Source organism: Haloferax sulfurifontis ATCC BAA-897, from assembly GCF_000337835.1.
GTDB lineage: Archaea > Halobacteriota > Halobacteria > Halobacteriales > Haloferacaceae > Haloferax > Haloferax denitrificans.
Genome location: NZ_AOLM01000006.1, coordinates 20,954 through 32,674, shown reverse-complemented (window position 1 = coordinate 32,674; position 11,721 = coordinate 20,954). Strand labels below are relative to the sequence as shown.

Genomic DNA, 11,721 nt, shown 5'->3' with positions numbered 1-11,721 from the left:
ATGTTCTGACTCAGAAAATTAGAGCCAGCACTACATATACAACCGACAACCCTCCGGTATGGCACTGAAGATTGCCTCCTCCATCACTGGAGGGATTGAACGGGTGACGAATCGAACCGGAGTTGCATTGCTCGCAGGATATACGGTACTTGGGCTAGCCTGGCAGTTAATCATCAATAGCATTTTTCTCAAATATCTCCAAGACTCGGGGATAGTCAACGAAGCAACAGGGATGGAGGTGACTACTTCCGGTGGGTTCTTCGGAACGACCGCACCGCTTTCGGTGCTCGGAATCGGTGCAGTAATCTGTTTTCTTGCATTGACCTGGTACGGAGTATTTGCTATCAGAACGATAAACGCCAATACCAACCGACTTAATTCGAACTACCTCACGAGAAATATCGGATACGTACTTGCCAATTCGTTGCTTGGGGGGATAGTCCTCACCATCGTCATCTCCGTTGGCTCGATCTTGCTCTTTATCCCCGGTATTATCGCCTACGTGGCGTTTTTATTCGTACCGTTCCTAATCGCGATCGAAGATCGTGGCTTCATCGATGCGTTCCGAGAGAGCTGGGCGATGACTCGTGGTAACTGGCTCAAACTATTCGGGCTGCTGATCATCGTTTTCATCGCATTTCTAGTGGTTATGATTCCGAGTTCAATGTTCCTCGGGCCAGCAATCACCTCTGTTGTCGGGTCAACTATCGGGGCGTATGTGATGAATTTCGTTGTGATGCCTCTCTCGATTCTCATGTTAGGAATCTGGATTGAAGCATTCAATCAGCTCGATAGGAACGGGATGCAAGCATAATCTGAGAAGACGGAAAAACGACATAGTTTCTGACTCAGAGAGTTTCCTTCCAAGACTAAACACTCGCGAGAATACAGACATATGAAACCTGTTTCCGTACACGCCCACCGTTTACTGTATGGTTCCAATGATAATCGAGTACGCGCCACATGGAGGGCATTCGTCCCGTTCGCTCTCGCCGTTCTCGTACTCTTCGTCTCGCTAATTGTATTACGTCTCCTCGTAACACAGTTACAGATCCAGTACGCTGCCTGGATTGATCAGTTCGCGATCGGAGTTATGATGCTGCTCGCACTCGGCGTCGTTCTGGCTGTCGCCACGCGAGTTGATCAGCGTCCACTCTCATCATACGGTATCGCTCGTAGTCGACGATGGGTGACAGACCTGGGTGCCGGACTAATCGGTGGGATTCTCATGTCGGGGGCTCCGATAGCTGTCGGCGTCGCCCTGGGATACGGGACTATTACGGAGGTGTTTGCCAGCGTCGCAGGCGGGTCGACGGGACTCGTAATCATCGCGATCATCTTTGGCCAGATCTCGAACGTCCTCTATGAGGAAGTGCTCTTTCGGAGCGTCATGATCCAGAATCTCGCCGAGGGACTGAGTGCTCGTCTCGACAGACGTCAGTTTGGAATGATCGGTACGATTGGAGCGAGTTCTGTCGTGTTCGGATTCAGTCACGTCATCTTTGCGGGCGGTGGCGGAACCGAAGGGCGAAGCCTGCAATTGATCTTCTCAGCGGCTCTATTCGGTCTGGCGTGGTCGACTGCATATGTCCTCACGGGTCACATCGCACTTCCCGTCGGCATTCATCTCGCGTACAACCTCTCGAATGGCTTTTTGTTTCAGGTCAGCTCACAACTCTCGGCGGGGACTTCCTTCCCAGCACTGCTCCGAATCGGCGTGACAGCTGGAGGGTTCTGGAACTCGAACACGCTCACCATTCTCCGCTTCGGCGTTGCGCTCTTGTTCACCGTCGGGTGGGTATATCTTCACGACGGGACTCTTCGAACAGGCATTGACCGGCGTGCTCCCGACGACAACGGTGCAGAGAAGTGACAGACAGCGGTCTGGATTCATTCTCGTGACGGACATATCGCGACACTCAGCACCCTTACCAGGCCTGTCCGCCGACCGAATACCGATGATAGCAATTGGCTGCTCGATAGACTCCATCCACCGTATGACCGAGGTATTAGATTAGTTGTCCGAGTGGTCCGTGCTTAGCCGCTTGGACCGACTTAGAGACAGAGGCCGAAAAATTCAGTTGAAAAGCGGCCCAGTCCGGATTTTTCTACACTGCCTGTTTCAGAATCTGCGGTGTGATCACTACCTCAAGCACGGCGATGCCCAGTGCAACCCACCGTATCGTACCCTCGAGCAGAGTAAACGCGATGCCTGCGATGATTGCGGCGTTGATGATGCTGAGACCGTAACGGAGGGCCGGGCTTTCGAATGGGGAGGGCATACACGGATTCGTATTAACAAGCGGGGTATATCTCTTTGCATTATAGTCGTAGGCTACCTGAAAATCGCTCGGCACAATATTTCCTGTATTTAGTACAGTCAGCGCGGTAGAAGATGACGACTAATCTGAACAGTGCAAAAAAATACTGGCTGTGTAGCACAGCCCATATTGTGTGACAGTGACTTCCCTCTATGGCCTGCTTAGGCGGATGATGTCGTTCGATTCGCCTGTGATTGCTCAGGAGATGATTCTCCTTCGGCCATCGGCTCGAGGGCGTCTTCCTCGACACTACCACCGACGAGGAACTCGGCGAGATTACCCACGAATACCTCGTTATCCGCATCTCGAAGGTTCGCTCCTTCCAAGAAAGACGTATCCCCGACGAGTGCAACATTTCCACTCTGGGCAGCGACAGCATAGCGCTTGGCTGTGCCACCGTCCGACAGCTCTGTGTCGGCACTCGTTTGGAGAGCGATCGATGCATCGCTGGATGCGACCACGGGAGCAGTCCGGTGGAAACTTACCTGATCGACTCCCTCAGCAAGCGATCCTTCGGCTCCAGTCGCGTAAATCGTCTGGAAGTTTCCGTCGTTCTTCTCCATGTTGTATAAGTAGCCCGAGCCAGCACCGACACCGAATTGACTCGCCATCGGTGCGAGCGGACTGGGTGAACCCTGGCCCCCTCCACCAACCAAAGATGAAAGAAGTGCCTGAACCAGGTTCGTAGACTCGGGATCTGAGAGGACGAGAACTCGTCCGCCAGCCTCCGCGAACGTCTTTACGCCCGCTGCCTCGTCTGCGTCGAACTGTTCTTCGGGATTGATAACCACGTAGGCATCTGCTCCACGCAGAGACGCGTTTAGGTCTGCATCTTCATTTCCTCGGGTCATAGAGTTAGTCGAACTCGAGCCACTGGGGTCTCCATGGAATTGGACTTCATGTCCGTTTTCAATGAGGACACGTTCGAGAGTCCGTACTTGCTCAGTTGTCTGATCATTACCGTGAGCCAGATCGATGACGACTACCTTTCCCGTACTTCTAGAGTTGACAACAACCTCACCGTCCTCAGCTGACGTCTGGACTGAGGTACTACCGGGTGAGAACGAATCCGGCAATCCGGTATCGTGTGTCGATTGCTCGTGTTGGAAGAGGAGTGGTCCTGCGCCGGCCGCACCGACGATGACCACTGTGATTAAAGCAAATGTGAATAGACTACCGGCGATATCTCGCGGGTTCATTGACTTGCCTCCACAAACTGGGCTGAAGTACCCGTTTTATCTTCAGTCATCGACTGAGTGGTTCTGTTCGTATCAGCGACTTCGAGGGGGGTGACTGCCTTCTCATCAGGCACGCCATGAAGGGCGAGATACTGCGGCGTATCGATGTTCTCGAACGACAGAGAGGTGTTAGTATTCGATGTTTTACCGTTGTTTTCCAGTGTTACGACGCGATAGTCCTCAATATTTGCTCGCTCGGCAGCCTCGTCGATAGCAGCCTGTCGACCGCCAATCCCATCTGCAAACCCATTTTCGACAGCAATAATTCCGTTGTATACCTTCGCACGGCTGACTGTCTCTCTGTTCACAGTAAGTGCGTCTCCACGTTCTTCTAGTACCAGGCCGACGAACGTCTGTTTCATTCGTTCGACACTGTGTCGTACCTCTTCAGCCGTCCCTCCTGTTCCCTTGGTCGGAGCCGTCGTAACGATTCCCTCGATATTACTGAGTTGGATCGGAGGGACTGAACCATAGACACCAACGCTCCCAAGCTGGGAACTCGGTGTGGCATAGACGTAGTCGCTACCTAGAATTGCCATGTATCCACCCGAGGCTGCCTGGCCGGCGACATTCGCAACGACCGGTTTCTCGTCTGCCGTCTCTTTGACGGCTAGATAGAGCGACTCACTCGCGGCCACCGTTCCCCCAGGCGAATTGACCCGGAGGACGACGGCATCAACATTATCGTTATTACGTACTTGATGTAAGTCTTGAATGACCCTTTCTGCCGAAGCGGGAGTTATCGCACCGTCAAGGGTGACAACAGCGACTGTTCCATCAGGAGCGGACGTATACTCCCACGCGACAGGGGCTAAGACCCCGCCAGTGATGAGAGCCGCTACGACCGCAACCACATAGATTGCAGTTCGAGTCTGTTTTCGTATGGGGACCATACATTAGACGAATCACGAGAAAAGGAGATAATCCCCTGAGCAGTTTTACTGAGCGAGAAAATCGGCATAATGTCAGACCGTATTTCAATCAGTAGTCTTCAATGGTGCAATCAGGCCTCGATATACAGGGAATAGAGCAGGCTAGCGAGTCCGCAAAGTTCGACGATACGAGTCGAAACCGGAAGGTAGAATGAGTACATTCGTGGGCCAGTTTGGAAAGATTGACCGACAGCAGTCAACACGAGTGAGAGCGAGAAGGGAACGACCGTCAGAAAGGCAAGCCCGAGTGCGAGGAAAAACATGCGTCGACTATCGTTTCGTCGAGATCCACGGTACGCCTGAAAGACGATGAACACACTCATCGTGATGGCCAAGAGCGTCAATGCGAGCAGGACGAGGTAGTCGATCGCTGCTTGTTCAACGGCCATCTGTAAGAGTAGTTTGTTCATTATACTCCCTCCCACATATCTGTGAACCGGTCAGCGACGTCGGGTTCGCGCTCTTCTTCGAGATTGACGTGCAGTTCACCATCTTCCAACTCCACCGAGAGGCGACGGAGTCGAGCCTCGTAGATACTGTAATGATGTCCGTCTTCGGCCAACTCGGTACGTTCCTCGAGGAGACCACAGTCGACAAGTCGCTCGGCACGTCGATATATCGTGGGTAACGACGCACCACATTGTTCGCTCAGGGTTTTAGCGGACATCGGTCGTTCACTCGTAGCAGTGAGGATATCCCGAGCGTACGAGTCGTCGAGGAGTGCGAGTACCTCGACTGTCGGACAGTCCTCACTCACATCTATTGGTACAAATACAATACAGTAAAAGAGGCCTCTGATTTTCCGAGCTGGAAATTCATCCACTTGGACTATGCTTATCCCCCCGAACAGTATAGATGCCCACAGCAGTTCCCCCCGCTGTGCGCACCCATCCCTCCAGGCGAATGTCGGCCTTGTCACGGGCCGACACTCACCTTTCCCTCAACTGAACAATCCAAAGTAACATCGGTTGAACTATCAGGGTGACAACTCGGCGTTTCAATATGACTCTCAGCCTACGTCGCAGTATCTCGGATGGGGTGTCACGAGTAGCAACGAGAAATGGCCTGATTCTTCTCCTTGCTCTGATTCTCGGGTCGGTGTTACAAGCCGGAATCGTCCGGTTGGTCACAACGACATACCTTCCGCTAAATCCCGCTGTTCCTACCGCACCATCCGCCGCTTCCTCACCGGGTACCGAAATGCAGTCGCTCGTCGCTGCACCCGCAGCGCTCATCGCTGGACTAACCGGTGGTATCTTGACAATTCCGATACGGGTGATCGCCAATCGAACGTTAGTGAGCGAAAATACTCAAAAAATACCTGAAGAGTACATTTTCCACAGATTAGGATGGGCAAGCGTTCATAGTTTTCTCGCGTCGTGGGCCGTTGCACTCTCTGTTCTTATCGTTACGATCCTTTCTCTGGTCATCAGTTTTGGTGGATTATCGCTCGTTACCGATGGATTCGTCTCTGGGCTTGCTGATTCACTACCGGGAAAGATTATTCTCGGGGGGATAGTATTCGTATTGCTCGTTCCGGGCGCTCTGATCGGCGTAAGTCTGTTATTCACAGGGCAAGAGATCGCCGTCAGGGACAAGGGCGTGATTAGTGCTATCAAAGGAAGCTGGCGACTCACTAAAGGTGTACGTGGCCAGTTATTCCTTCTCACAATAGTCCCGATGCTTGTCCAAATTCCGCTCTCGTATTTGCTCTTCGAACATCTTCCTCAGTTTCTCGCAAACAGTATATCGATCCTCGAAAGCGCGGTAGTTAGTCTGGTAATGCTAGCAATCATGGCGCGTGCGTACAAACAATGCATCTCCACCGCGGATGAGAAATTGGTTTGGGACTGATTAGCGAATAGCAAGTCTGGCCACATTAGAGTGGCCCGAATTCGTTTAATGGGGTAGAGAGCGACGACATAGTAAGTTATCAGATTGAGAAATTTCACGGCGCTGAGTGCAGAGAGGATACCCCCACCTCAACCCACATGCGGGTTCAGGAGTGAATTGCGATTCGATTGCCTCTAAAGGGAAGTTTGGTTCGACACAGTGTTTATTCACGCACGGAGTGTTACTGAGACGCGATGCCTTCACTCAATTCATGGGTCGTCCGTCTCACGATGTTTCTCGGACTCGTCAGCGGGGGAGCAATCATAGTCACCCGCTTCTCGACACTGACAATCGGCACAGTCTCCATTCGAACGAGTTTCGTCGGTGGGGTACTTGCCGGGCTATTGCTCCTCCCGTCGGTTGTCTCTCACTATAAGGGTGGTGAACAGCGCAAGTCGCTGCAGTGGGGATTGTTCGCAGCCGGGATTCTGTTGTCACTCATGGACCACGCGCTCCTCCCATGGTTCGGTGCCCTCGCTGTCATCGGTAGTCTCGGGGTTGGATGGGAAGTCGACCGCAGGCTATTTGAAGAGACCTCGGTATGAGTGGGGGCTCTTCGTCTCTACTGGCCTCACGGAAACTATCAATGAGGTCGTTCTACGAATCACGCAGAACTGGAGAGGCACCGAGCAATTGACTAACATCGGAAGCGGATATCGTCTGTATGCTTCTTCCCTCCATCAGTCTCCGTGACGCACGCACCGCCGCTGCTCTCGGCGGTGGCCTATACGCGATCATCGTCATCTCGTGGCTTTTCTCGGCCGGCGTGTATTTCTCCTCTGGAAGTAGCCTCATGGTCGTCGTCGGCTTCGGGTACGCTCTGGTCGGAATGTTTCTCACAGCAGCCGTTCCTCTCTATCTGTTCGGCCGTCTCTCGCTCATCTCAGCACCACTCGCGACGCTCTGGGTGCTGGGGGAGACGATATATCAGTGGCTCTACGGTACGCATCTCCATCCACTCTCGTCGTACCTCACCGTCTGGCCCATCCTCCTTGGATTCGTTCTGATGATCATACTCGCGGAGGCAGTACTCAGACTCGGACTCGATCGGACTATCGGACGATTTAGCCTCCGTCCAATCCTCTAATCGACCCTTAGACGTGGCCGTCCTGTCGACTCTCTCCTTCTCTATAGGAGTGCCTGCCCGCATGAGCGAGACCCAGAAAGCCATCCTCGACGATGGCTGGGCTACTCAACATGCAGGAGTAATCCTTCGTCGAAACCGAGCTATATCTCGGGATCAGGGCCGGTGCTCGTAGGCGCTGACGACCGTGGACCACCGGAACCACCATCTCCCCGAGCGAGCTGCAGGTACGCCGCCGCCGTGATGCCGTAGACGAACGTGAACAGAACGCTGTTGATAACGACGGACACGACGTCACCGAGTGCGGAGGCACCTGCCAGCTGGAAGAGTGCCGGAACGGCACCGACGAACGCGCCGACGATCCCGGAGATGAGGACGATTGCGACTAGACGGAGCCGATTTCCCTTCGAGAGGCTCCAACTCCGCTTGAGTGCGCTAATCACGCCTCGATCTTCCACGCCAACCGCGAAGATGAAGACCAGGAAGCACGCCGCGAGGAACAGTCCTGGCAGGAACAGAAAGGCGAATCCAATCATGACGACGATGAACACGACGATACCGCCGACGAGCGTCGAGAGCGTGGCTCGACCGACCCGTCGAGTGTACAGTTCTGTCGGGAACGAAGAGAGCCGCGACAGCGGCCGTGCGAACGCGCGGGAGAGGACCACGAAGTAGACGCCACTGAAGAGGAACGTCCCGAGCAGTATGGCACCCGCAACGGTTCCAGAGACAGGTATGGTCAGTCCGATCACGTCGGCTGCCGCGGGCAGGGCTTCGGAGGCCAACAAGGTGTTGATCGACGTGACGAGCAGGATCTGCTGGGCGAGCAAGAGTATCAATAGGACGCCGCCGGTTCGAGTCAGAACTCGTCTGGTTCCATCAGTAATCGCGTCGATGAGCTGGAGGGCCATCACTCTCAATCACCGCGGGTGTGGGAAAAAAGCCTCGACACGCTTAAACGCAGATCCCGACGCCGGTATCGAATTCAACAAGTTAGCTCCATAGTTGAATAATAGTAATAGTAGTGCTAGCTACTCTCATATCGGTAGAAATGGCGAGAGGAGTGAAGCCAGCCCTATCACGATCATGAGCGCGCCAGCGGCCAGAAAGACGAGGCCACTACTCCGTCCCTCCTCTATCAGCGTGGCCTCCGACTTGTCCGAGAGGATGAAATCACCGTCGGACGTCGGCTCGTCGATTACGTATCCGCGATTGTCCCAGCCCGTCTCGGTCTCCCTAGCGGTTCCAAGGAGATAGACGTCCTCGCCTGGTTCGAGTGTGCCCTCGAGATAGCGCCGACGCTCGCCGGTGCTCAACGGGCCGATATCAACGCCATCCGGGAGGTCGAGTACGCCGGCGAGTCGCCGGACTTCGTCCAACCCATGTGCGAGCCGACGTTCACGACTCGATTGGTACCGACTCCGACTGTGCTGGGTGCGGAGCCGGGAGAGCTGCTGTCGTCGCTCGCCTGGGATTGGGGTCCCGTTAGCGTCGACGTGTCGGCCGATTTCGGTCGCGAGGCCGTGATCATGCCGCGTCGGCGTTCGCGGCGCGCCCACTCGTCTTCGCTCCTCGCGCTCGAACGACCGCCACTCGGGACCGTGGTCGATGCCATGCCCGTCGATGATGAGTCCACACGACTGGCACCGCCGTTCACCAGCGTCGGTAATGACTTGGCCGCCACACTCCGGACAAGAGGCGTTTCCACAGGATTTGCCGCACGATTCGTCGAACTGTCGCTCGTAGACATCTCGTGTCGACATCTCGAACACCACGAGACGCATCACGCCGCGCCCCGCACCCGTCAGGGGCCAAAAAACGCCGTTGTCGTCTCGAACAGGTTGGCTTCGGTTGACGGTCATTAAATGACTGAACCACAATACCAAACATGCTCGCAGGTGGATTACCGTTGCAGGCTCGTCGTGTCACACAAGACGTGCCCTGTTCTGCAACGGGCGCGAAATCGCGTACCAAGCCATCCGCGCCCACCCCTTGATAACTCCCTCGTGGGCCTCGTGCCCACCGAGTTTCGTACACTCGATACTCGTGTTGCTGGATATCTGTGAGTCACAGTTTGGGCTTGCGTTAGTAGGAATTTCTCACCAGGCGAACAGTTAACTGAGACAACAAATTACTATCTGGTATGAGTAGCTCACCATGGACGGCGAATTTTGCGACTGAAAAAAGCAGATGTGCAGCTGACGTCCAACACCTCCTCGACAAGTATCCCCAGCCGGTCGTCTACGAAGTCATGAGTGAACTGCTCCGTCGAGAGATGCGCGAGCAGTTTGCTGGTGAGTACGCCGCAGCCCAGCAGTCCGAAGACTGACGAGTACCTGGTGACGTACGAAACCTCACACGACTATTCAGATAGGTTGCGCCGCCCAGCATCAACGCAGTTCCAACAGGGAAGAGCTTCAGATAACTGTTCACACTCGCAGGGCAGGTCTGTTGTCTCGTCATCGCCGCTCGATGTTGACCCACCATCTGCGACGACACGCATCTGCACGGCGAGGTCGAGTACTCGTGGTCGAATCACGACTGCAATCCGATGTTTACACGGACTGTCACTACTTGCGTCAGCGGGACACGAACACGAATCAGGCACGCCATCCCGAATTCGAACCCGGTACTCGTGCGCAGCCGGGTCGGCATAGCTCTCGTTTCGCACGCGGATATCGCCGTCAAGTAGTTCGAACGCGAACGCCTCGTACTGCGCCCGCTTGAGGACGCGTGCAGGTGGATCGAATTTTGTGAGGACAGGTGTCATGATAGCTAACGCGCACTGCGCGCACCCCTCGGGGGCATCAAAAACCACGCCGGACGGCAGACGGATTAGACCGCGTCGAGTATCGACAGAATCTCTCCGGCCGTCCCACTAATCCGACCCAGTCGCTCTTGCAGCACGTCCGTCTCGTCGTCCTGCCACGCCGCGAGGTAGAACGCCGACCCACTCGTATCCAAGCCGAGATAGCGACCGACGACGTACGCGACGGCCTCCGCTTCGACCTCACGTTTCGCCCGCTCAGTTGCGTCGGTTATGTCGAAGTGCAAAATCGCGTGGGCGTACTCGTGGATGATCGTCGACGCGAGGTCCGCGCGGTTCGACCGGTCCTTCACTTCCACGAGTGGGGTGAGGTCCTGAACACTCCGCGACTGGCAGACGCCCTTTGCCTCCCCATGTCGCCACCCGTCGGGATCGACGATGCGGACGGTTACACCGAGGTCCGACGCAATATTGGTGAGATCATCGACGAGCGTGTCAGGCTCACCGGTCGCCGCCGTGTCCAGCTCCGGGAGTGGCTCGCCCTCTGTCTGCGAAATATCGAAGACTGGAGCGGGCTTGAACCCCACGAGCCCCTCTGACCACTCTTCGGGAGGCGTCTCGTCGTACTCACACTCGCTGTTTTCGTGATAGCTCGGTGCGTTCCCACACTCGGGACACTGCGTCGTGATGATCGGCGCCCAAATCCAGATCGCTGACTCACCTTCATCGACGTGTCGGTCGAACTCTTCTTGCCACGTCCGGTAGCCGGCGACCTTCGTCGCCTCAGGGCATTGGAGGTTGATGAGGAGGGTGTTGCGGTGAGAGTAGTCGTGGAACCGGCTCTGGATGTCCAGCCACGCCTGGAACTGCTCGCTCGCCCGAGCGTTGTCGACGTCGGCAGCGAGGTCCGCAAGCCACTGTTCGATCGTACGATGCATCTCGTCGTGTCGGGTGTCGGTCTCGTCGAACGACACCGACGGGGAACTCGTTGTTGCCATTGCTTTCAGTTCTGACGCGTCCCTCCAGGACGCGCCGCACCCCTCTGGGGCGCACAAAAACAGGCGGGACGACTTACTGGTCGGTGTCCTCGCGTTCGAGACTACGAAGGTACTGTCGGCACTCGCCGAACAGGCCGCTGGCAGTCGCTTCGCCGGTCGTGAGGTGTCGAACCCACTCAATCGCCCAGCAGTACACGGGGTCAGACTCACCTGCGCCGTGGATGTACCACCAGCGAGCCGCTTTGAGAACGACCAGTGGGTTCATCGGTGGTTGCTCGCTCAAGAGAGCCCACGTTATCGACTCAATTTCATCGGGAACGTCGGCTCGGGTGAACTCCGAACGATGCACGAGTTCGAGATCAACTGGAATCTCGTCGATCGAGACGTCTGACTCTGTCTGTTGGTGACTCATGGAAATCACGTCACACGGACTGTGTCTTCAGCCCGCACCCATCACGGGCACAAAAAATCTCGATGTCGCGCGGGTA

General features: G+C 55.4%; 16 protein-coding genes. 6 read left to right on the top strand and 10 right to left on the bottom strand.

The genetic code is table 11. The features are described from left to right. Positions 1–58 precede the first annotated feature (58 nt). Positions 59–814: a hypothetical protein gene (locus tag C441_RS03945; RefSeq protein ID WP_007273899.1), complete on the top strand. Its 756-nt coding sequence runs from the start codon at positions 59–61 to the stop codon at positions 812–814. Between the two features lie 282 nt (positions 815–1,096). Beyond that, a complete protein-coding gene (locus C441_RS03940; RefSeq protein WP_161618810.1) occupies positions 1,097–1,873 on the top strand; it encodes a CPBP family intramembrane glutamic endopeptidase in 777 nt (258 codons plus the stop codon). 235 nt (positions 1,874–2,108) lie between these two features. Here the strand turns inward: C441_RS03940 and C441_RS19810 are convergent, their stop codons facing one another. The 5 genes from C441_RS19810 to C441_RS18885 form a co-directional block, all read right to left on the bottom strand. Then, complete coding sequence (locus tag C441_RS19810) at positions 2,109–2,282, bottom strand: hypothetical protein (RefSeq protein ID WP_007273897.1); 174 nt, start codon at positions 2,280–2,282, stop codon at positions 2,109–2,111. Positions 2,283–2,482: 200 nt separating this feature from the next. Beyond that, positions 2,483–3,520 (bottom strand): DUF4350 domain-containing protein, encoded by a 1,038-nt coding sequence (locus C441_RS19455; RefSeq protein WP_152420687.1) that lies wholly within the window; start codon positions 3,518–3,520, stop codon positions 2,483–2,485. Next, the gene (locus C441_RS18890) at positions 3,517–4,452 is read right to left on the bottom strand and encodes a S49 family peptidase (RefSeq protein WP_007273895.1); all 936 of its coding nucleotides are present in this window, start codon (positions 4,450–4,452) and stop codon (positions 3,517–3,519) included. Before C441_RS18890 ends, C441_RS19455 begins: the two co-directional genes overlap by 4 nt. A 110-nt stretch (positions 4,453–4,562) precedes the next feature. Continuing rightward, complete coding sequence (locus C441_RS03930) at positions 4,563–4,901, bottom strand: DUF7521 family protein (protein ID WP_049920421.1); 339 nt, start codon at positions 4,899–4,901, stop codon at positions 4,563–4,565. Continuing rightward, positions 4,901–5,248, bottom strand: a complete 348-nt coding sequence (locus C441_RS18885) for a winged helix-turn-helix domain-containing protein (RefSeq protein ID WP_007273893.1) — start codon at positions 5,246–5,248, stop codon at positions 4,901–4,903. Before C441_RS18885 ends, C441_RS03930 begins: the two co-directional genes overlap by 1 nt. Positions 5,249–5,691: 443 nt before the next feature. Between C441_RS18885 and C441_RS19450 the strand changes: the two genes are divergently transcribed. The 3 genes from C441_RS19450 to C441_RS03915 all read left to right on the top strand — a co-directional run bounded on the left by C441_RS19450 (position 5,692) and on the right by C441_RS03915 (position 7,471). Beyond that, positions 5,692–6,345 carry a hypothetical protein gene (locus tag C441_RS19450; protein ID WP_152420686.1) on the top strand — a complete coding sequence of 218 codons (654 nt, stop codon included), beginning with the start codon at positions 5,692–5,694 and terminating at the stop codon, positions 6,343–6,345. A 233-nt stretch (positions 6,346–6,578) separates the two neighbouring features. Beyond that, the gene (locus C441_RS03920) at positions 6,579–6,929 is read left to right on the top strand and encodes a hypothetical protein (protein WP_152420685.1); all 351 of its coding nucleotides are present in this window, start codon (positions 6,579–6,581) and stop codon (positions 6,927–6,929) included. A gap of 119 nt (positions 6,930–7,048) precedes the next feature. After that, positions 7,049–7,471, top strand: coding sequence for a hypothetical protein (locus tag C441_RS03915; protein WP_007273891.1), 423 nt, complete (start codon positions 7,049–7,051; stop codon positions 7,469–7,471). A 140-nt stretch (positions 7,472–7,611) separates the two neighbouring features. Here the strand turns inward: C441_RS03915 and C441_RS03910 are convergent, their stop codons facing one another. Then, positions 7,612–8,379, bottom strand: coding sequence for a hypothetical protein (locus C441_RS03910; protein WP_007273890.1), 768 nt, complete (start codon positions 8,377–8,379; stop codon positions 7,612–7,614). Between the two features lie 126 nt (positions 8,380–8,505). Next, positions 8,506–9,231: a TFIIB-type zinc ribbon-containing protein gene (locus tag C441_RS19675; protein ID WP_338041844.1), complete on the bottom strand. Its 726-nt coding sequence runs from the start codon at positions 9,229–9,231 to the stop codon at positions 8,506–8,508. A 380-nt stretch (positions 9,232–9,611) separates the two neighbouring features. Between C441_RS19675 and C441_RS03900 the strand changes: the two genes are divergently transcribed. Beyond that, positions 9,612–9,797: a hypothetical protein gene (locus C441_RS03900; RefSeq protein ID WP_049920419.1), complete on the top strand. Its 186-nt coding sequence runs from the start codon at positions 9,612–9,614 to the stop codon at positions 9,795–9,797. A 33-nt stretch (positions 9,798–9,830) separates the two neighbouring features. Here the strand turns inward: C441_RS03900 and C441_RS18880 are convergent, their stop codons facing one another. The 3 genes from C441_RS18880 to C441_RS03890 form a co-directional block, all read right to left on the bottom strand. After that, the gene (locus tag C441_RS18880) at positions 9,831–10,238 is read right to left on the bottom strand and encodes an SWIM zinc finger family protein (RefSeq protein WP_007273888.1); all 408 of its coding nucleotides are present in this window, start codon (positions 10,236–10,238) and stop codon (positions 9,831–9,833) included. A 65-nt stretch (positions 10,239–10,303) separates the two neighbouring features. Next, positions 10,304–11,233 (bottom strand): ImmA/IrrE family metallo-endopeptidase, encoded by a 930-nt coding sequence (locus tag C441_RS03895; RefSeq protein WP_007273887.1) that lies wholly within the window; start codon positions 11,231–11,233, stop codon positions 10,304–10,306. A 73-nt stretch (positions 11,234–11,306) separates the two neighbouring features. Next, complete coding sequence (locus C441_RS03890; protein WP_007273886.1) at positions 11,307–11,645, bottom strand: hypothetical protein; 339 nt, start codon at positions 11,643–11,645, stop codon at positions 11,307–11,309. Positions 11,646–11,721: the final 76 nt, after the last annotated feature.